The 18,908-nt window shown below is 69.2% G+C and carries 18 protein-coding genes; 9 read left to right on the top strand and 9 right to left on the bottom strand.

Features of this window, described 5'->3' with window-relative positions; genetic code table 11:
• Positions 1-102 precede the first annotated feature (102 nt).
• The 6 genes from KXD96_RS24270 to KXD96_RS24245 all read right to left on the bottom strand — a co-directional run bounded on the left by KXD96_RS24270 (position 103) and on the right by KXD96_RS24245 (position 8,565).
• Positions 103-882: an enoyl-CoA hydratase family protein gene (locus tag KXD96_RS24270; RefSeq protein WP_260740876.1), complete on the bottom strand. Its 780-nt coding sequence runs from the start codon at positions 880-882 to the stop codon at positions 103-105.
• A complete protein-coding gene (locus tag KXD96_RS24265) occupies positions 882-2,048 on the bottom strand; it encodes an acyl-CoA dehydrogenase family protein (protein WP_260740875.1) in 1,167 nt (388 codons plus the stop codon). Before KXD96_RS24265 ends, KXD96_RS24270 begins: the two co-directional genes overlap by 1 nt.
• Positions 2,045-4,036 (bottom strand): biotin carboxylase N-terminal domain-containing protein, encoded by a 1,992-nt coding sequence (locus tag KXD96_RS24260; RefSeq protein WP_260740873.1) that lies wholly within the window; start codon positions 4,034-4,036, stop codon positions 2,045-2,047. The genes KXD96_RS24265 and KXD96_RS24260 overlap by 4 nt, the downstream gene beginning before the upstream one ends.
• Before the next feature lie 5 nt (positions 4,037-4,041).
• A complete protein-coding gene (locus KXD96_RS24255) occupies positions 4,042-5,637 on the bottom strand; it encodes an acyl-CoA carboxylase subunit beta (protein WP_260740870.1) in 1,596 nt (531 codons plus the stop codon).
• Between the two features lie 73 nt (positions 5,638-5,710).
• A complete protein-coding gene (locus KXD96_RS24250) occupies positions 5,711-6,859 on the bottom strand; it encodes an acyl-CoA dehydrogenase family protein (RefSeq protein ID WP_260740869.1) in 1,149 nt (382 codons plus the stop codon).
• Complete coding sequence (locus KXD96_RS24245) at positions 6,856-8,565, bottom strand: acyclic terpene utilization AtuA family protein (protein WP_260740866.1); 1,710 nt, start codon at positions 8,563-8,565, stop codon at positions 6,856-6,858. The genes KXD96_RS24250 and KXD96_RS24245 overlap by 4 nt, the downstream gene beginning before the upstream one ends.
• Before the next feature lie 295 nt (positions 8,566-8,860).
• Between KXD96_RS24245 and rpmF the strand changes: the two genes are divergently transcribed.
• From rpmF to KXD96_RS24215, 6 genes are all read left to right on the top strand, one after another.
• On the top strand, positions 8,861-9,034 hold the full coding sequence (rpmF, locus tag KXD96_RS24240; RefSeq protein WP_007168835.1) for a 50S ribosomal protein L32: 174 nt from the start codon (positions 8,861-8,863) through the stop codon (positions 9,032-9,034).
• 66 nt (positions 9,035-9,100) lie between these two features.
• The gene (gene mprA, locus KXD96_RS24235) at positions 9,101-9,790 is read left to right on the top strand and encodes a two-component system response regulator MprA (RefSeq protein ID WP_260740821.1); all 690 of its coding nucleotides are present in this window, start codon (positions 9,101-9,103) and stop codon (positions 9,788-9,790) included.
• Between the two features lie 16 nt (positions 9,791-9,806).
• The gene (locus tag KXD96_RS24230; RefSeq protein ID WP_260740819.1) at positions 9,807-11,357 is read left to right on the top strand and encodes a HAMP domain-containing sensor histidine kinase; all 1,551 of its coding nucleotides are present in this window, start codon (positions 9,807-9,809) and stop codon (positions 11,355-11,357) included.
• A gap of 76 nt (positions 11,358-11,433) precedes the next feature.
• A complete protein-coding gene (locus tag KXD96_RS24225) occupies positions 11,434-12,903 on the top strand; it encodes a S1C family serine protease (RefSeq protein ID WP_260740816.1) in 1,470 nt (489 codons plus the stop codon).
• Positions 12,903-13,460 carry a molybdenum cofactor biosynthesis protein B gene (locus KXD96_RS24220; protein WP_067921405.1) on the top strand — a complete coding sequence of 186 codons (558 nt, stop codon included), beginning with the start codon at positions 12,903-12,905 and terminating at the stop codon, positions 13,458-13,460. Before KXD96_RS24225 ends, KXD96_RS24220 begins: the two co-directional genes overlap by 1 nt.
• A gap of 172 nt (positions 13,461-13,632) precedes the next feature.
• The gene (locus KXD96_RS24215) at positions 13,633-14,055 is read left to right on the top strand and encodes an MscL family protein (RefSeq protein ID WP_260740801.1); all 423 of its coding nucleotides are present in this window, start codon (positions 13,633-13,635) and stop codon (positions 14,053-14,055) included.
• Positions 14,056-14,062: 7 nt separating this feature from the next.
• On the opposite strand, the gene KXD96_RS24210 is transcribed toward KXD96_RS24215, so the two are convergent.
• The 3 genes from KXD96_RS24210 to KXD96_RS24200 all read right to left on the bottom strand — a co-directional run bounded on the left by KXD96_RS24210 (position 14,063) and on the right by KXD96_RS24200 (position 15,818).
• Positions 14,063-14,728, bottom strand: a complete 666-nt coding sequence (locus KXD96_RS24210; protein WP_260740799.1) for an SAF domain-containing protein — start codon at positions 14,726-14,728, stop codon at positions 14,063-14,065.
• 66 nt (positions 14,729-14,794) lie between these two features.
• Complete coding sequence (locus KXD96_RS24205) at positions 14,795-15,130, bottom strand: FmdB family zinc ribbon protein (RefSeq protein ID WP_260740797.1); 336 nt, start codon at positions 15,128-15,130, stop codon at positions 14,795-14,797.
• Positions 15,131-15,218: 88 nt separating this feature from the next.
• The gene (locus tag KXD96_RS24200) at positions 15,219-15,818 is read right to left on the bottom strand and encodes a 5-formyltetrahydrofolate cyclo-ligase (protein WP_260740793.1); all 600 of its coding nucleotides are present in this window, start codon (positions 15,816-15,818) and stop codon (positions 15,219-15,221) included.
• An 89-nt stretch (positions 15,819-15,907) separates the two neighbouring features.
• On the opposite strand from KXD96_RS24200, the gene KXD96_RS24195 reads away from it, so the two are divergent.
• From KXD96_RS24195 to KXD96_RS24185, 3 genes are read left to right on the top strand one after another with little or no spacing between them, the layout of a single operon-like run.
• Complete coding sequence (locus KXD96_RS24195) at positions 15,908-16,816, top strand: UTP--glucose-1-phosphate uridylyltransferase (RefSeq protein ID WP_260740792.1); 909 nt, start codon at positions 15,908-15,910, stop codon at positions 16,814-16,816.
• A gap of 29 nt (positions 16,817-16,845) precedes the next feature.
• Complete coding sequence (gene glp / locus KXD96_RS24190) at positions 16,846-18,141, top strand: gephyrin-like molybdotransferase Glp (RefSeq protein WP_260740789.1); 1,296 nt, start codon at positions 16,846-16,848, stop codon at positions 18,139-18,141.
• 21 nt (positions 18,142-18,162) lie between these two features.
• Complete coding sequence (locus tag KXD96_RS24185) at positions 18,163-18,816, top strand: GNAT family N-acetyltransferase (RefSeq protein ID WP_260745532.1); 654 nt, start codon at positions 18,163-18,165, stop codon at positions 18,814-18,816.
• Positions 18,817-18,908: the final 92 nt, after the last annotated feature.

The following is an 18,908-nucleotide window of genomic DNA, read 5'->3' as shown; positions in this document are numbered from 1 at the left end:
CACGAGCCTACGACGTCCAGCTTTTGCTGCAAAAGGATTGGTCAAACCGCAACGTTGCGCCGCGCCGGGTGGTTGAGTCGATAGCTGTTGTTTGACATCTGGCTAACTCACCCAGCTGGGTGCGCGCTTCTGCAGGAACGCCAGCATCCCTTCACGCGCTTCGTCGGATACGAAGAGCCGGGCCGATTCTTCGGCGAGCCGCTCGGCGTCGCGGTCGAACCCTTCCAGCACCGCGGCCGTGGTCAGCGCCTTGGAGGCCGCGAGGCCCTGGGGCGAACCGCGGCCCAGGTCGGCGAGCAGTGCTGCCACGGCCGTGTCCACGTCATCGGCTGCCATCGTGATCAGCCCGATGTTCGCCGCTTCGCCGGCACCGAAAGTCTCGCCGGTCAGGTAGTAGCGCGCCGCGGCGCGGGGCGACAGTTTCGGCAGCAGCGTCAGCGAGATGATCGCCGGTGCGACGCCGATCCGGGCCTCGGTCAGCGCGAAGCTGCTGCGCGGACCGGCGACGGCGATATCGCATGCGCCGACGAGTCCGAACCCGCCCGCGCGGACGTGCCCGTCGATGGCGGCGATCACCGGCAGCGGCGAGGAGACGATGGCCCGCAACACCGTCGTCAGTTCGCGGCCCCGGGCGACGGCCATGTCGTAGGGGTCGCCCGCGCCTGCCTCGCCGAGGTCCGCGCCGGCGCAGAAGGTGTTGCCGGTATGCGCCAACACCACCGCTCGCACGGCCGGGTCCGCCGCGGCGTCACGCAGCCCTTGATGCAACTGCTCGACGAGCGCGGTCGAAAGCGCGTTGCGGTTGTGTGGCGAGTTCAGCGTCAGCCGCGCGAACGGGCCGCCGGTATCGGCGGCGCCGGCGTATTCGACCAGCGTTTCCATCAGTAAGACCGGGGGAGGCCCAGTGATGTCTGCGCCACGAAGTTGAGCACCATCTCCCGGCTGACCGGGGCGATCCGCCCGAGCCTGGCCGAGGCGAGCATGGCGGCGACGCCGTACTCCTTGGTCAGCCCGTTGCCGCCCATCGACTGCACGGCCTGGTCGACCGAGCGGGTAGCCGCCTCGGCCGCAGCGTATTTGGCCATGTTGGCGGCCTCCGCCGCACCGGCGTCGTCACCGCTGTCGTAGAGCGTGGCGGCCTTCTGCATCATCAGCTTGGCCAGTTGCACTTCGATGTGGCACTGCGCCAACGGATGTGAGAGCCCGTGATGCGCGCCGATCGGCGTGCCCCACACCTGGCGTGTCTTGACGTAGTCGGCGGCCTTTTGCAGAGCGAACCGTCCCATCCCGACCGAGCTGGCGGCGCCCATGATTCGCTCAGGGTTCAGGCCCGCGAACAGCTGGGCGATGGCGGCGTCCTCGGAACCGACCAGCGCGTCGGCGGGAAGCCGGACGTCGTCCAGGAAGACCTGGAACTGCCGTTCGGGGCTGACGAGCTCCATTTCGATTGGGGTGTAGGTGAATCCGGGGGCATCGGTGGGCACCACGAACAGTGCCGGGCGCAGCTTTCCGGTCTTTGCCTCCTCGGTGCGGCCCACCACCAGGACGGCCTGCGCCTGGTCGATGCCGGAGATGTAGACCTTCTGGCCCTTGAGGATCCAGTCGTTGCCGTCGCGGCGCGCGGTCGTGGTGATCTTGTGCGAGTTGGAGCCGGCGTCCGGCTCGGTGATCGCGAAGGCCATCGTCAGCGTCCCGTCGGCGATGCCGGGAATCCAGCGCTTCTTCTGCTCCTCGGTGCCGAACTTGCTGATGATGGTGCCGTTGATCGCCGGCGACACCACCATCAGCAGCAGCGCGCTGCCCGCCGCCGCCATTTCCTCCATCACCAGTGACAGCTCGTACATGCCGGCGCCGCCGCCGCCGTACTCCTCGGGCAGGTTCACCCCCAGAAAGCCGAGTTTGCCCGCTTCCGACCACAATTCGTCGGTGTGCTCGTGCGCGCGGGCCTTCTTCAGGTAATACTCGCTGCCGTAGTTGGCGGCCCACGCGGCCACCGACTTGCGCAGGGCCTGCCGCTCCTCGCTCTCGATGAAGCTGGTGTCGGTCATTGCGAATCTCCTTCTGCTTGGGGCGCTTCCACGCGCGCTAGGACGGTGCCCACTTCGACTTGCTGGCCGGTGGTGACATTGAGTTCGACGAGCACGCCGTCGGTCGGCGCGGTGAGGGTGTGTTCCATCTTCATCGCCTCGAGCCAGATCAACGCCTGGCCCGCGTCGACGGTGTCGCCGACCGCGGCGCCGATCCGGATCACGTTGCCGGGCATGGGCGCTACCAGCGAACCCTGTTCGACGGCCGAACCCGGCTCCGGGAAGCGCGGCAGCGCGACCAGGTGAACGGGCCCGCGCGCCGAGTCGACGTAGACGTCTTGAGTGTCGGGGCCGTATCGCGCGACCGCGAATCCGCACGACACCCCGGAGCCGTCGGCCAGCACGACCTCATCCGGTGTGGCCGAGACCAACCGGACCTGCTCGTCGTCGGCCATCAGCAATCCCGTTCTGGCAAAACGGTATTCGACCCGGTGCTCCACGCCGTCGGCGTCGCGGTAGCTCTTCACCTGGTAGCCGGACGGCAGGTTGCGCCAACCGTTGGGGATTGAGCCCAGGACGGGGGCGGCCGCGCGGTTGCCCGCGGCGTCGGCGAGCGCGGCGGCGATCGCGGAGAGCCGGACGGTGGCGGTGTCGGCCAGGGGCGCCGCCAGTTCCGGCAGGCCGTGCGTGTCGAAAAACGCCGTGTCGGTGGCACCGTCGAGAAATGCGGGGTGGCGCAGCACGTTGACCAGCAGCTCGCGGTTGGTGCGAACGCCGTGCAGCCGGGTGCGGGCGAGCGCGTCGGCGAGCACCAGCGCGGCCCGGCGGCGCGTCGGCGCGTAGGAGATGACCTTGGCCAGCATCGGGTCGTAGTGAATCGATACGGTGGAACCGGCGAGGATGCCCGAATCGAGCCGGATGCCGGTCCGGTGGCCCAGCGTGGTGAACTGCGCCTGGACCGCCGGCACCTCGACGCGGTGCACGCGCCCGGCCTGCGGCTGCCAGCCCTGGGCGGGGTCCTCCGCGTAGAGGCGGGCCTCGATCGAATGCCCCTGCGCGACGGGCGGTTCGGCGTCGAGCCGGTCGCCGTCGGCGACGGCGATCTGCAGCTCGACGAGGTCGAGCCCGGTGGTCTCCTCGGTCACCGGGTGCTCGACCTGCAGCCGGGTGTTCATCTCCAGGAAGTAGAACTCGCCGTGATCGTCGGCGAGGAATTCGACGGTCCCGGCGCCGGTGTAGCCGATCGCCGCGGCGGCCAGCCGGGCCGCGTCGAATAGCTTGTCGCGCATGCCCGGTGTGCGCTCGACCAGCGGGGAGGGGGCCTCCTCGATGATCTTCTGGTGTCGGCGCTGAATGGAGCATTCGCGTTCCCCGACGGCCCACACGGTGCCGTGGGTGTCGGCCAGGACCTGCACTTCGATGTGGTGCCCGGTGGGCAGGTAGCGTTCGCAAAACACGGTCGGGTCGCCGAATGCGGACTGCGCCTCGCGGCGGGCCGCTTCCACTTCGCGGGCGAGAGCGGGCAATTCGCGCACCACCCGCATCCCGCGACCACCGCCGCCGGCGGAGGCCTTGACCAGCACCGGAAGCTGCGCCTGGGTGACCGTCTCGGGGTCGAGCTCGTCGAGCACCGGGACTCCGGCGGCGGCCATCAGCTTCTTCGATTCGATCTTGGAACCCATCGCCCGCACCGCGTCCACCGGCGGCCCGATCCAGGCCAGGCCCGCGCCCTGCACGGCCGCCGCGAAATCGGGGTTCTCCGAGAGGAATCCGTATCCGGGATGCACCGCGTCGGCGCCGGCGGCGCGGGCGGCGGCGATGATGGCCTCGGCGTTGAGGTAGTCGATGGTCTTGGGCAGCCGCACCCGGGCGTCGGCCTCGGCCACGTGCGGCGCAGTGGCGTCGGGGTCGGTGTAGACGGCGACGGTGCCCAGGCCCAGCCGCCGGCAGGTGGCGAACACCCGTCGGGCGATCTCGCCCCGGTTGGCGACCAGCACTCGAGTGACCATGGGGCTCACATCCGGAAGACGCCGAAGTTCGACGTCCCCTTGATCGGGCCATTGGCGATGGCGGACAAACACATTCCCAACACCGTACGGGTGTCGCGCGGGTCGATCACCCCGTCGTCGTAGAGCATCCCGGACAGGACCAACGGCAGCGACTCGGCCTCGATCTGCCCCTCGACCGCCGCGCGCATCGCGGCGTCGGCCTCCTCGTCGACCTGCTGGCCGCGGGCCTCGGCGGCGGCACGGGCCACGATCGACAAGACGCCCGCGAGCTGAGCGCCGCCCATCACCGCGGACTTGGCGCTGGGCCAGGCGAACAGGAACCTGGGGTCGTAGGCCCGACCGCACATCCCGTAGTGGCCGGCGCCGTAGGAGGCGCCGATCAACAGCGAGATGTGCGGGACGGTCGAGTTGGAGACGGCGTTGATCATCATCGAGCCGTGCTTGATCATTCCGCCTTCCTCGTAGTCCTTGCCCACCATGTAGCCGGTGGTGTTGTGCAGGAACAACAGTGGCGTGTTGGAACGGTTCGCCAGCTGGATGAACTGGGTCGCCTTCTGCGACTCCTCGCTGAACAGCACCCCGCGCGAGTTGGCCAGGATGCCGAGCGGGTAGCCGTGCAGCCGGGCCCACCCGGTCACCAGCGACGAGCCGTACATGGCCTTGAATTCGTCGAATTCGGAGCCGTCGACGATGCGGGCGATGACTTCTCGCGGGTCGAACGGGATGCGCAGGTCCGCGGGCACGATGCCGATCAGCTCCTCGGCGTCGAACAGCGGCTCGGTCACGGGTCCGGGGACCGGCCCCTGCTTGACCCAGTTCAGCCGGGCCACGATGCGGCGCCCGATCCGGATGGCGTCGAGTTCGTCGACGGCGAAGTAGTCCGCCAAACCCGATATGCGGGCGTGCATTTCGGCGCCACCCAGCGACTCGTCGTCGGATTCCTCCCCGGTGGCCATCTTGACCAGCGGGGGACCGGCCAGGAACACCTTCGAACGTTCCTTGATCATCACGACGTGATCGGACATGCCGGGAATGTAGGCGCCGCCGGCGGTGGAGTTGCCGAAAACGAGGGCGATCGTGGGGATCCCGGCCGCCGACAGGCGGGTCAGGTCGCGGAACATCCGCCCACCGGGGATGAAGATCTCCTTCTGGGTGGGCAGGTCCGCACCGCCGGATTCCACCAGCGAAATGACGGGAAGCCGGTTTTCGAATGCGATCTGGTTGGCCCGCAGTATCTTTTTCAGGGTCCACGGGTTGCTGGTGCCGCCCTTGACCGTCGGGTCGTTGGCGACGATCAGGCATTCCACGCCCGACACCACCCCGATGCCGGCGACCGTGCTGGCGCCGACGGTGAACGCGCTGCCGTACGCCGCCAGCGGGCTGAGTTCGAGGAACGGGGAGTCGGGGTCGACGAGCAGTTCGATGCGTTCCCGGGCGGTGAGTTTGCCGCGGCCGTGGTGGCGTTCGACGTACTTGGGCCCGCCGCCCGCAAGCGCTTTGGCGAGCTCGGCGTCGATCTCGGAGAGCCGCGAGATCGCCGTCGACGCCGCGTCGGTGTAGGCGGCGGATCGCGGGTCCAGCGTGGACTGCAGGACGGTCATGACCACCGCCGACGATGCAGAGGGGAGCGATGAGGTGGGGGTACCTCCCGCGAGCGGGGGAGAGGCGGTGCCATCATGACTGGAATCCGAGGGATTTCGCGGCCAGCGCGGTCAGGATTTCGGTCGTGCCGCCGCCGATGCCGAGGATCCGCATGTCCCGGTACTGGCGTTCGACTTCGGATTCGGCCATGTAGCCCATGCCGCCGAACAACTGGACGGCCTGGTTGGCCACCCACTCGCCGGCCTCGACGGCGGTGTTCTTGGCGAAACACACCTCGGCGATCAGGTTGGTCTCGCCGGCCAGCTGGCGCTCGACCACGCTGCGGGAGTAGACCCGGGCGACTTCGATGCGCCGGGCCATCTCGGCCAGCGTGTTCTGCACCGACTGCCGCGAGATCAGCGGCCGGCCAAAGGTTTCCCGGTCGCGGCACCACTGCACCGTCAGGTCCAGGCAGCGCTGGGCGCTCGAATAGGCCTGCGCGGCAAGGCCGATGCGCTCCGAAACAAAGGCCTGGGCGATCTGGGCGAATCCGCTGTTCTCGGCGCCGACCAGGTTGGCCGCCGGCACCCGCGCGTCGACGAAGGACAGCTCGGCGGTGTCCGAGGACCGCCACCCCATCTTGGCCAGCTTGCGGCTCACCTCGAAACCCGGCGTGCCCTTCTCGACCACCAAGAGTGACACGCCCGCCGCGCCGGGACCACCGGTGCGCACCGCCGTGACGACGTAGTCGGCGCGGACCCCCGAGGTGATATAGGTCTTGGCGCCGTTGACCACGTAGTGATCCCCGTCCCGCACCGCCGAGGTCCGCAGGTGCCCGACGTCCGAACCGCCGCCGGGTTCGGTGATGGCCAGCGCCCCGATCTTGTCGCCCGCCAGCGTCGGCCGGACGAACTCGTCGATCAGCCGCCGGTCGCCGGAGGCGATCATGTGCGGCACCGCGATGCCGCAGGTGAACAGCGACGCGAAGACCCCTCCCGGAGCGCCGGCCTGGTGTACCTCCTCGCAGATGATCACCGCGTCGGCGCCGTCGCCGCCGCCCCCGCCGACCGCCTCGGGAAAGCCGGCTCCGAGCAGGCCGGCATCCCCGGCGCGCCGGTGCAGGTCGCGCGGCAGCTCACCGATGCGCTCCCACTCGTCAGCGTGGGGCAGGATCTCGCGTTCGGTGAAGGAGCGCACCGTCTTTCGCAATTGTTCGCGCTCGGGCGTCGTCCACAGATTCATAGCAGCCTTTCGGGGATGTCGACGTGACGGCCGCGCAACCATTCGCCCAGCCCTTTGGCCTGCGGATCGAACCGCGCCTGGTAGGCGACGCCCTGGCCCAGGATGCCGTCGATGACGAAGTTGACCGCGCGCAGGTTCGGCAGCACGTGGCGGGTGACGTCGAACTCGGCCGCTTCGGGCAGCAGCTCGGTGAGCAGCTCGACGGTCAGCGTGTTGGCCAGCCAGCGCCATTGTTCGTCGGTGCGGACCCAGACCCCGACGTTGGCCGAGCCGCCCTTGTCACCGCTGCGGGCGCCGGCGATGCGGCCCAGCGGAACACGGCGCGTCGGGCCTCCCGGAAGCGGCTCGGGCAAGGGCGGGGGGTCGGCGGGCGACAGCACCAAAGTCTCGGTGGGGCAGGGAATCTCGGTGCGTGTGCCGTCGGCGTGTACCGCGACGTGCGGCACCTCGGCGGCGTCGACGTAACCCGCGGTGAACACGCCGTAGACTTGGCCGTCGCCCGGCGGGGCGGTCACGTGAAAACCCGGATAACTGGCCAGTGCCAATTCCACTGCGGCCGAGGAGAACTGGCGCCCGACGTTGGCGGGATCGGGGTCGCGGACCACGCAGTGCAGCAGCGCGCTGGCGGCCTCCTCGGTGTCGGCGTCGGTGTGGTCGGTGCGGGCGAGTGACCACTGCAGCTCCGCCGGCTTGACGGTCAACGCGGCCTCGAGCTGCCGGCGCACCAGGCCGGCCTTGGCCTCGATGTCCAGCCCGGTCAGCACGAAGGTCATGGAGTTGCGGAAGCCGCCGATGCTGTTCAGCGACACCTTGTAGGTGGGCGGCGGCGGTTCGCCGCGCACGCCGCTGATGCGCACCCGGTCGGGCCCCTCGGCGGACAGCTCGATGGTGTCCATCCGGGTGGTGACGTCGGGGTTGGCGTAGCGGGCGCCGGTGATCTCGTAGAGCAGCTGCGCGGTGACGGTATCGACGCTGACCAGGCCGCCGGTGCCGGGGTGCTTGGTGATCACCGAGGACCCGTCGGCGTACACCTCGGCCAGCGGGAACCCGGCGTGGGTCAGGTCCGGGATTTCCGTGAAGAAGGAGTAGTTGCCGCCGGTGGCCTGCACCCCGCACTCGATGACGTGGCCGGCGACCACGGCGCCGGCGAGCCGGTCGTAGTCGGTGCGGCCCCAGCCGAAGTGCGCCGCGGCCGCCCCCACGATCACCGAGGCGTCGGTGACCCGTCCGGTGACGACGACGTCGGCGCCGTCACCCAGGCAATCGACGATGCCCCAGGCCCCCAGGTAGGCGTTCGCGGTCAGGGGCGTGCCCAGCCCGAGTTCGGCGGCGCGCCCCAGCAGGTCATCACCTTCGACGTGGGCGATCCTTGCCGGGATGCCGAGGCGCTCGGCCAGGGCGCGGATCGCCTCGGCCAGCCCGGCCGGGTTGAGGCCGCCGGCGTTGGCGACGATGCGGACGCCGCGGTCGCGGGCCTCGCCCAGGCAGTCCTCGAGCTGGGTCAAGAAGGTCTTGGCGTAGCCGCGCTCGGGATGCTTCATGCGGTCGCGGCCCAGGATCAGCATGGTCAGTTCGGCCAGGTAGTCGCCGGTGAGGAAGTCGACGTCGCCGCCGGTGAGCATCTCGCGCATCGCCGACAGCCGGTCGCCGTAGAACCCCGAGCAGTTCGCGATCCGGACCGGCTCGCGACCAGGTGCAGAGGCCATGCAGTCCTCCAATCTGCGATTCACCGGTGAGCGCAAACCAACCAACCAACCAACCGGTAGGTTAGCGGGTCGCGCCGGTGCCCCGTCAAGGACGCCCGCCCGGGTCCCGCGCCGAGATTGCCGCCATGGTCGTCGACGGCGGTGCCCGGATCCCAGCCGTCACGGCAATCTCGGCGGCAGCGGGCGTCGTTTTGGTGCCCAGCAGGCCACCGACTATCCTGGTAGCAATCGTCGCACGTTCGGCCCCATCGGCCACGTCGCGTCAAGCCCCCGACACGAGGAGTTAGGCCCGACCATGGCCGTACCCAAGCGCAGGATGTCGCGCGCGAACACCCGTAGCCGTCGCGCGCAGTGGAAGGCCACCAAGACCGAGCTCGTCGGTGTGACGGTCGCCGGCCAGAAGCACAAGGTGCCCCGCCGGCTGCTCAAGGCGGCCCGGCTCGGTCTCATCGACCTGGACCGGCGTTAGTTAATCTCGGCAAATACCCGGCGCGCCTCTCAGCCCGCTCTCAGGCGTTCGGACGACACTAAGGCCGTGCGGATACTGGTCGTCGACGACGACCGCGCAGTGCGTGAATCGCTGCGCCGGTCGCTGTCCTTCAATGGATACTCGGTCGAGTTGGCCCACGACGGGGTGGAGGCGCTCGACATGATCGCCAGCGACCGTCCCGACGCGCTCGTGCTCGATGTGATGATGCCGCGGCTGGACGGCCTCGAGGTTTGCCGTCAGCTCCGCAGCACCGGCGACGACCTGCCGATCCTTGTGCTCACCGCCCGCGATTCGGTCTCCGAGCGGGTCGCCGGGCTGGACGCCGGCGCGGACGACTACCTGCCGAAGCCGTTCGCGCTGGAGGAACTGTTGGCCCGGATGCGCGCGCTGCTGCGGCGCACCAAGCCGGACGACGATGAGGCCGAGTCGGTGGCCATGACGTTCTCCGACCTGACGTTGGACCCGGTGACCCGCGAAGTCACTCGCGGGCAACGCCAAATCAGCCTCACCCGCACCGAATTCGCCTTGCTGGAAATGCTGATCGCCAATCCGCGCCGCGTGCTCACCCGCAGCCGGATCCTGGAAGAGGTATGGGGATTCGACTTTCCCACCTCCGGCAACGCGCTGGAGGTCTACGTCGGCTACCTGCGCCGCAAGACCGAGGCCGGCGGTGAGCCACGACTGATCCACACGGTGCGCGGCGTGGGCTACGTCCTTCGGGAGACGCCGCCGTGACGAGTCGCATTCCACGATGATCCGGCCCCAACGGCCCCAACGCGTGCCGCTGCATGCCACCAGCTCGTTGTCCCTGCGGTGGCGCGTCATGCTGCTGGCGATGTCGATGGTGGCGATGGTCGTCGTGCTGATGGCATTCGCCGTGTATGCGGTGATTTCGGCTGCGCTGTATAGCGATATCGACAACCAGCTGCAAAGCCGGGCGCAGCTGCTGATCGCCAGCGGTTCACTGGCGGCCGACCCCGGAAAGGCCATCGAAGGCACTGCCTATTCGGACGTCAACGCGATGCTGGTGAACCCGGGCCACGCGATCTACACCGCCCAGCAGCCGGGCCAGACGCTGCCGGTCGGCGCCCCGGAAAAGGCGGTGATCCGCGGTGACCTGTTCATGTCCCGGCGCACCGCCCTGGACCAACGAGTCCTGGCCATCCACCTGCCCAACGGCTGCACGCTGTTGATCTCCAAAAGCCTCAAGCCGACCGAGGCGGTGATGACCAAGCTGCGCTGGGTGCTGCTGATCGTCGGTGGGATCGGCGTCGCGGTCGCCGCGGTGGCGGGTGGCATGGTCACCAGGGCGGGGCTACGTCCGGTGGCTCGCCTCACCGAGGCGGCCGAACGGGTGGCCCGCACCGATGACCTGCGGCCCATTCCGGTGTTCGGTAGCGACGAATTGGCCAGGCTCACCGAGGCATTCAACTTGATGCTGCGGGCGTTGGCCGAGTCCCGCGAGCGGCAGGCGCGGCTGGTCACGGACGCCGGACACGAATTGCGCACCCCGCTGACGTCGCTGCGCACCAACGTCGAGCTGCTGATGGCTTCGATGGAGCCGGGCGCGCCGCGGCTGCCCGAGCAGGAGATGGTCGAGCTCCGCGCCGACGTGCTGGCGCAGATCGAGGAATTGTCCACGCTGGTGGGCGACCTGGTGGACCTCACCCGGGACGACGCCGGCCAGGTGGTGCACGAACCCGTCGACATGTCCGACGTGCTCGACCGCAGCCTCGAGCGAGTCCGGCGGCGCCGCAACGACATTCACTTCGACGTCGACGTAATCCCTTGGCAGATGTACGGCGACGCCGCGGGGCTTTCGCGCGCGGTGCTGAACCTGTTGGACAACGCGGCCAAGTGGAGCCCGCCGGGCGGCCACGTCGGCGTCAGGATGCGCCAACTCGACCCGTCGCACGCAGAGTTGGTGGTGTCCGACTATGGCCCGGGCATTCCGCCGCACGAACGCCGCCTGGTGTTCGAGCGGTTCTACCGTTCGACGACCGCACGCGCTATGCCGGGTTCGGGACTTGGCCTGGCGATTGTCAAAAAGGTCGTGCTCAATCACGGTGGATTGCTTCGTGTCGAGGACACGGTTCCCGGCGGGCAGCCGCCGGGAACCTCGTTCTACGTACTGCTGCCCGGCCGGCCCATGCCGCCGTCGGCGTTTCCGACAGCCACCGCGGGCAATCCCGAGGAAGAATCCGTGACCGACCCGAATGTTCCCGTGACCGGCGATCAGGCGAACTCACGGGAACCGGCGAACGTTATCTCAGTGGACTCTCAGTCCACGCGGGCAACGTAGGTGTGCAGCTACTGTTGAAGCACCCAGTCGAGTCGACGAGCCGAACACTGAGATAGAGGAAGAGCGACCTAGCGACATGACGAATGACCCGAGGTATTCGCCACCGCCGCAGCAGCCGGGATACCGTCCCGCGCCGAGTCAGCCTGCGCCCGGGACCTCTGCTTACGGCCAGGGGCCTCAGCAGGCGTACGGCCAGCCATTCGATTGGCGGCATCAATCGCAGACGAACCAATTCCGCCAGCCCTATGACCCATTCGGCGGCACCGGTCCGGGCCGGATACCGGGGGGCACCGGGGTAGGCCCCGTGCCCGGGGGCTCCGGGACGGGCCCGATCCCGGGCATGTTGCCGCCGATGCCGCCGCCGGGGCACCAAAAACGACCCCGCGCAGGCCTGTTGGCCGTCGGCGCAGTGACCATCGCGGTGGTGTCGGCCGGTATCGGCGGGGTCGCGGCGACGGCGGTCGAGCTGGGCACGCACACCAGCAATGGCAATGGGCACAGCGTCATCAGCGGCGGGGCGCCGAGCGTCCCCGCGGCGAACATGCCGCCGGGCAGCGTTGAACAGGTCGCCTCCAAGGTGGTGCCCAGCGTCGTCATGCTGGAGACGGATCTGGGCCGCCAGTCCGAGGAGGGCTCTGGCATCATCCTTTCCGCCGACGGGCTCATCCTGACCAACAATCACGTGGTCGCGGCGGCCGCGGGGCCGCCGAAGGCGCCCGGCGCGCCCGGGCTGCCCCCCGGCGGCCCGCCGGGAGCTCCCGGCGGACCGGGCAGTCCGGCTCCGAAGACGACGGTGACCTTCGCCGACGGCCGCACCGCACCGTTCACGGTCGTCGGTACCGATCCCACCAGTGACATCGCCGTGATCCGCGTGCAGGGCGTCTCCGGCCTCACCCCGATTTCCCTGGGCTCCTCGGCGGATCTGCGCGTCGGCCAGCCGGTGGTGGCCATCGGGTCGCCGCTGGGTCTGTCGGGCACGGTCACCACCGGGATCGTCAGCGCGCTGAACCGGCCGGTGTCCACCACCGGTGAGTCGGGCAACCAGAACACGGTGCTGGACGCGATTCAGACCGACGCCGCCATCAACCCCGGTAACTCCGGCGGCGCGTTGGTCAACATGAATGGCCAGCTGGTCGGCGTGAACTCGGCGATCGCCACCTTGGGTGCGGACTCGCCGGACGCCCAGACCGGTTCGATCGGCCTGGGTTTCGCGATCCCGGTCGATCAGGCCAAGCGCATCGCCGACGAGCTGATCAGCAGTGGCAAGGCGTCCCACGCCTCGCTCGGCGTCCAGGTGACCAATGACAAGGGCACCCCGGGCGCCAAGGTCGTCGACGTGGTGGCGGGCGGTGCGGCCGCTGCCGCCGGAGTGCCCAAGAACGTGATCGTCACCAAGGTCGATGACCGCCCGATCAACAGCGCCGACGCCTTGGTCGCCGCGGTGCGCTCCAAGGCGCCCGGCGACAAGATTTCGCTGACCTTCTCCGATCCCGCTGGTGGTGGCAGCCGAACCGTGCCGGTGACCCTGGGGAAGGCGGATCAGTAATGCGAGTCGAAGAACCCTCCGCAGCGGGGTTGTCGGAGCTCGGTTATACGGTGGCACCCATGGAAACGGGTGCGGAGTTGGTGGTTGGCCGGGCCCTGGTGGTGGTGGTCGACGATCGCACCGCCCACGGGGATGAGGACCACAGCGGGCCGCTGGTCACCGAGCTGCTGACCGAGGCGGGCTTCGTCGTCGACGGCGTGGTCGCGGTCGCGGCGGACGAGGTCGAGATCCGCAACGCGCTCAACACCGCGGTGATCGGCGGGGTGGACCTGGTGGTCTCCGTCGGGGGGACTGGGGTCACGCCGCGCGACGTCACCCCCGAAGCCACCCGGGAGATCCTGGACCGCGAAATCCTCGGCATCGCCGAAGCCATCCGGGCCTCGGGGCTTTCCGCCGGGATCATCGACGCCGGATTGTCACGCGGCCTGGCCGGGGTGTCCGGAAGCACGCTGGTGGTCAACCTGGCCGGCTCCCGTTATGCGGTGCGCGACGGGATGGCGACGCTCAACCCGCTGGCCGCTCAGATCATCGGGCAGCTGTCGAGCCTGGAGATCTGACCGCCCGCGGGGTCTGGCTGTGACCAGACCTTTCTGTTTTGCGGCGTCACGACGCGGTCAACTTTTGGTGGCTAATTGCCCGCGGAATGTGGGCTAGCGCACAAACCTGGCATAGCGTTTTCTCGGGCGGCGGCGCGTTGCCCTGAAAGTCGGCGCTACGGGAGGTCTGCGCATGTTCAAGGGATTCAAGAGTTTTGTGATGCGCGGTGACGTGATCACCGTCGCCATCGGTCTGGTCGTGGCCCTGGCCTTCTCGAACCTCGTCAAGGCCTTCACCGATAGCGTGATCAACCCGCTGGTCGCGGCCGCGCAGCCCGGCACCCAGTTCGGATTGGGTTGGCAGCTCGGCGATGCCGGCAACAAGGCGACCTTCCTCGACATCGGATCGTTCATCTCGGCGATCATCTATTTCGTCGTCTTCATGGCGGCCGTCTACTTCATGATCGTGCTGCCCTACAAGCACATCCAGGCCCGCCGCGGGGTCACCGTGTTCGGCGAGGAGCCGGCGACGAAGGCTTGCCCGGAGTGCAAGTCCGACATCCCCGAGGCCGCGCGCAAGTGCAAATACTGCGCCAGCCTCCAGACGTCCGCCTGATCGTGACTCAGTGCAGGGTGAGCGTCACCGCCTGACCCAGCGCCGAGCCCGCCGCCGCGTTCGCCACGCGAGCCGGCAGCGCCACCAGCACTACGCGGTCGCCGTCGCCGGCCTGGACCTTCGGCTTGGCCGACACGAGCACCACCACGGCGTCGGTGGCCACCACTTTGGGGGCGGGCAGGGGAGTCTCCGGTGACGGGGTTGCCGGTGCGGCCAGCACGTCGACGACGTCGCCGACGCGGACCAGGTCGATCAGGGCGCCGTCGGCCAGACGCAGCGGCACGATCCGCGCGCCGGGTCCCGCGGTCGACTCGGCCAGCCGGCTGCCGAGCAACCGCACGTCGGTAAGCACTTCGCCGCGCCTGGTCGGGCCGGCCAGCGTCGAACCGGCCACGGCGCTCACGTCGGTTAATGATCCGTCGGGAATGGTTGCAGCCAAACGCTTTTCGAGGCGAACATCATCTGGAGTCAATGCGGCGCCGGGCCGCAGGTCGTGGTCGGCGACCAGCACCTCGGCGTAGTCACCGGCCGGGTTGGAGCGCAGCGCCGCGAAGCCGGCCAGCACGACAAGCCCGCCCGCGACGACCCGTCGCGCCAGCACGGTCCGGGTCCAATCCGGACGCAGCATCGACAGGCGGCCGTACAGGCTTGGATTCAGCGACGATTCGCCCACGCCGCAACGGTAAGCGCAGCGGCGTCAGCGGTAATGCCGGCGGCGCAGGTGTCTGTGGATAGCCCGTTAGCTCGAGGCCGCCGCGGTGGACGCCGTGGCGCTGCTGTTGGACTTCTCGCCCGATCCGGACTTCTCGCTCGGCGCGGACTTCTCGCTCGAGCCCGAGCTTGATCCCGAGTCGCTCGACGACGACCCATTGGTCGAACTCGTCGACTTCTTACCGGACTCGCGGCTGTCGGTGCGGTAGAAGCCGCTGCCCTTGAACACCACGCCGACGGAGTTGAAGCGCTTGCGCAACCGGCCGGTGCAGCGCTTGCAGGTGGTCAGCGCGTCGTCGGTGAAGGCCTGCACGATGTCGAAGCGATCGTCGCACTCGGTGCACTGATAGCTGTAAGTCGGCACGAAAACCTCCGGATGATTGCGAAGCCTGTTAGCACTCTAGCGTCTCAAGTGCTAGAACCGCCACGTGGCGTCACTCATTCCCGATCTGTTACCGCGGATTGAGGGCGACCAGTCCCGCCCGCGGTGTGAGCGCGTCGGTCATCAGGATGTCGTGCGGCTCGGCGGGCAGCTTGTCCACCAGTTCCGCGTCGCGCACCACCGCCACCAGCCGCGCACGGGGGTCCCGGCCGCCCAGCGAGCGATCGTAGAAACCGCTGCCGCGGCCCAGTCGCACGCCGGAGCGGTCGACGGCCAGTGAGGGCACCAGGATCAGGCTCGCCTCCGCGATCGCCGACGCCGGCAGCCACGGCTCCGGCGGCTCCAGCAATCCCCATCGTGCGGATCTCAATGTGCCGGGCCGGTATTCGCCCCAGCGCAACGGCAGCGGCGCGTTGTGGGCGGTGGTGCGTGCAACCGGCAGCAGCACTCGGCGGGCCCGCCGCAGCAACATATCCACGATCTCGATCGAGCCGGGTTCGGCGCCCACCGGCACGTAGGCGCATACCGTGTTGTCGCTGCTCAGGATGCTTTCCGCGGCCCGTAGTTGCTCGCACAACATTCGCGCCTCGTCGGCCCGAACGGTGTCGGCAACGCGGCGCCGCGCCGCCTGCAGCTGCGCCCGCAACGCGGCCTTGCTGGTGGTCGCCATGAGACAACCATGACAGCAGGCCATGACAGCAGGGTTATTGCCCGCGCCAGATCGACTCGGCGCGCCGCGTTCGGGTTATCGTGTGAACGATGTCAGGCCCAAAAGTGGTGGTCCCACACACGGCGATCGTGCCCGCTGCCGGTCTTGGTACTCGCTTCTTGCCCGCGACGAAAACGGTGCCCAAGGAGCTGCTGCCGGTAGTCGATACCCCCGGCATCGAGCTGGTCGCCGCCGAAGCGGCTGAGGCGGGCGCCGATCGCCTGGTGATCATCACCTCCGAGGGCAAGGACGGCGTCGTCGCGCATTTCGTCGAGGACCTGGTCCTCGAGGGAACGCTGGAGGCCCGCGGCAAAAAGGCAATGCTCGACAAGGTGCGGCGCGCGCCGCAGCTGATCAAGGTCGAGTCCGTGGTGCAGGCCGAACCGCTCGGCCTGGGACACGCGATCAGCTGCGTGGAGCCCACTCTCACGCCCGACGACGACGCCGTGATGGTGCTGCTGCCCGACGACCTGGTGCTGCCGACCGGCGTCCTGGAGACGATGTCGAAGGTGCGGGCGAAGCACGGTGGCACGGTGCTGTGCGCCATCGAGGTGGCGCCCGAAGAGGTCAGCGCCTACGGGGTTTTCGATGTCGAGCCGGTGCCCGGCGAGGACCCCGACGTGCTGAGGGTCAAGGGCATGGTCGAGAAGCCCAAGCGCGAGGAGGCTCCGTCGAGGCTGGCCGCGGCGGGCCGTTACGTGCTCGACCGCGCCGTCTTCGACGCGCTGCGCCGCGTCGAGCGCGGGGTGGGCGGCGAACTACAGCTCACGGATGCGATCGCATTGCTCATCGCCGAGGGCCACCCCGTGCATGTCGTCGTGCATCGCGGATCTCGACACGACTTGGGAAATCCCGGCGGCTACCTCAAGGCTGCGGTTGACTTTGCATTGGATCGTGACGACTACGGCCCCGATTTGCGGCGATGGTTGGTGGCGCGGTTAGGCCTGGCCGAGGGGTAGCGGCCGATTAGAGGGCAGAGAGGCGCGCTGTGCGTTCTGTGGAAGAGCAGCAGGCCCGGATAACCGCTGCCGCGGTCGCCCCGCGGCCCATCCGGGTGGCCATCGCCGAGGCGCAGGGCCTGATGTGTGCCGAGGAAGTAGTCACCGAACGCCCCATGCCCGGCTTCGATCAAGCCGCGATCGACGGCTATGCGGTGCGCAGCGTCGACGTGCTCGGCGTCGGCGAAGTGGGTGCAGAAAGCCTGGGTGAGCCGCCGCGCGGCGACGCGGAGCTCGACGAAGACCGCCGCGACGGCCTGGTCCTGCCCGTGATGGGAACCATCGAGGCCGGCGCGCGCACGCCCAGCCGCCTGCAGCCCCGCCAGGCGGCCCGGGTGCATACGGGAGCTCCGTTACCGACGCTGGCCGACGCCGTCATCCCGTTGCGCTGGACCGACGGCGGAAGCACGAGGGTGCGGATCCTGCGGGGGGCGCCGTCGGGTGCGTATGTGCGCCGCACCGGCGACGACGTGCAGCCCGGTGACGTCGCGGTGCGCGCCGGCACGGTCATCGGCGCGGCGCAGGTAGGCCTGCTGGCGGCGGTCGGCCGCGAACGGGTGCTGGTGCATCCGCGGCCCCGGGTGACGGTGATGGCCGTCGGCGGCGAACTGGTCGACATCTCGCGCACCCCGGGAAACGGCCAAGTGTATGACGTCAACTCCTACGCGTTGGCGGCGGCGGCGCGGGACGCCGGCGCGGAGGTCAACCGCGTCGGCATCGTCAGCAACGACCCCCAGGAATTCCGGGAAACCGTCGAGGGCCAGATCAACCGGGCCGAGGTGGTGGTGATCGCCGGCAGTGTCGGGGGCGCCGCGGCCGAGAGGGTGCGGTCGGTGCTTTCGGAGCTCGGGGAGATGGAGGTCGTCCGCGTCGCCATGCACCCCGGCTCCGTCCAAGGCTTCGGACAGCTGGGCCGCGACGCCGTCCCGACGTTCCTGCTGCCCGCCAACCCGGTCAGCGCGCTGGTGGTGTTCGAGGTGATGGTGCGCCCGTTGATCCGGCTTTCGCTGGGCAAGCGCCAGCCGATGCGCCGGATCGTGCAGGCCCGCACGCTGTCGCCGATCACGTCGGTCGTCGGGCGCAAGGGCTACCTGCGCGGCCAGTTGATGCGCGACCAGGAGACCGGCGAATACCTGGTGCAGGCGCTGGGCGGGGCCCCCGGAGCGTCCTCGCACCTGCTGGCCACCCTCGCCGAAGCGAACTGCCTCGTGGTGGTGCCCAGCGGCGCCGAACAGATACGCACCGGCGAGATCGTCGACGTCGCCTTCCTGGCTCAGCGCGGTTAAGTGCGACAACTCCGCAAGCTCGTGAACCTGTTGCGTACCAACGCCCGTCATCCGGGTTGGCCGCTGGACGTCGGGCCGTTGCGGGTGACCGCGGGGGTTGTCCGGTTGCGTGCGGTGCGGATGCGCGACGGCGCCCAGTGGAGCCGCATCCGGCTGGCCGACCGCGCGCACCTCGAGCCGTGGGAACCCAGCGCGGAAGGCGATTGGGTGAGTCGGCACACGGTCGCCGCGTGGCCGGCTCTGTGCTCCGGCCTGCGCGCCGAGGCCCGCGCGGGCCGCATGCTGCCCTATGTCATCGAACTCGACGGGCAGTTCTGCGGCCAGTTGACCATCGGCAACGTCACCCACGGGGCGCTGCGGTCGGCATGGATCGGCTACTGGGTGCCGCAGTCGGCGACCGGCGGCGGGGTGGCCACGGCGGCGTTGGCGCTGGGCCTGGACCACTGCTTCGGGCCGGTGATGCTGCATCGCGTGGAGGCCACCGTGCGGCCCGAGAACGCCGCCAGCCGGGCCGTATTGGCAAAAGTCGGCTTCCGCCAGGAGGGGTTGTTGAAGCGCTACCTCGAGGTCGACAGGGCGTGGCGGGACCACCTGTTGATGGCGATCACGGCGGAAGAGGTGTCCGGATCGGTGGCATCGACCCTGGTCCGTGGCGGGCACGCCAGCTGGGTCTGACCGACCGCCTATCGATGCCCCCGCCCGGCCCTGAGGGCCCGATTGGGGTGTGGCTATCGCGACACGAGTGACTCGTGGTGCTTGTGAGAGGC

Source organism: Mycobacterium sp. SMC-2 (genome assembly GCF_025263485.1).
Lineage (GTDB): Bacteria > Actinomycetota > Actinomycetes > Mycobacteriales > Mycobacteriaceae > Mycobacterium.
Note: the sequence above shows the minus strand (reverse complement) of the source record. Positions and strands in the feature narration are given on the sequence as shown.

Coding starts and splice junctions, on each gene's coding strand:
- KXD96_RS24270 (WP_260740876.1), bottom strand. CDS start 882: ATGGAAACGCTGGTCGAATACGCCGGCGCCGCCGATACCGGCGGCCCG.
- KXD96_RS24265 (WP_260740875.1), bottom strand. CDS start 2,048: ATGACCGACACCAGCTTCATCGAGAGCGAGGAGCGGCAGGCCCTGCGC.
- KXD96_RS24260 (WP_260740873.1), bottom strand. CDS start 4,036: ATGGTCACTCGAGTGCTGGTCGCCAACCGGGGCGAGATCGCCCGACGG.
- KXD96_RS24255 (WP_260740870.1), bottom strand. CDS start 5,637: ATGACCGTCCTGCAGTCCACGCTGGACCCGCGATCCGCCGCCTACACC.
- KXD96_RS24250 (WP_260740869.1), bottom strand. CDS start 6,859: ATGAATCTGTGGACGACGCCCGAGCGCGAACAATTGCGAAAGACGGTG.
- KXD96_RS24245 (WP_260740866.1), bottom strand. CDS start 8,565: ATGGCCTCTGCACCTGGTCGCGAGCCGGTCCGGATCGCGAACTGCTCG.
- rpmF (WP_007168835.1), top strand. CDS start 8,861: ATGGCCGTACCCAAGCGCAGGATGTCGCGCGCGAACACCCGTAGCCGT.
- KXD96_RS24230 (WP_260740819.1), top strand. CDS start 9,807: ATGATCCGGCCCCAACGGCCCCAACGCGTGCCGCTGCATGCCACCAGC.
- KXD96_RS24225 (WP_260740816.1), top strand. CDS start 11,434: ATGACGAATGACCCGAGGTATTCGCCACCGCCGCAGCAGCCGGGATAC.
- KXD96_RS24220 (WP_067921405.1), top strand. CDS start 12,903: ATGCGAGTCGAAGAACCCTCCGCAGCGGGGTTGTCGGAGCTCGGTTAT.
- KXD96_RS24215 (WP_260740801.1), top strand. CDS start 13,633: ATGTTCAAGGGATTCAAGAGTTTTGTGATGCGCGGTGACGTGATCACC.
- KXD96_RS24200 (WP_260740793.1), bottom strand. CDS start 15,818: ATGGCGACCACCAGCAAGGCCGCGTTGCGGGCGCAGCTGCAGGCGGCG.
- KXD96_RS24195 (WP_260740792.1), top strand. CDS start 15,908: ATGTCAGGCCCAAAAGTGGTGGTCCCACACACGGCGATCGTGCCCGCT.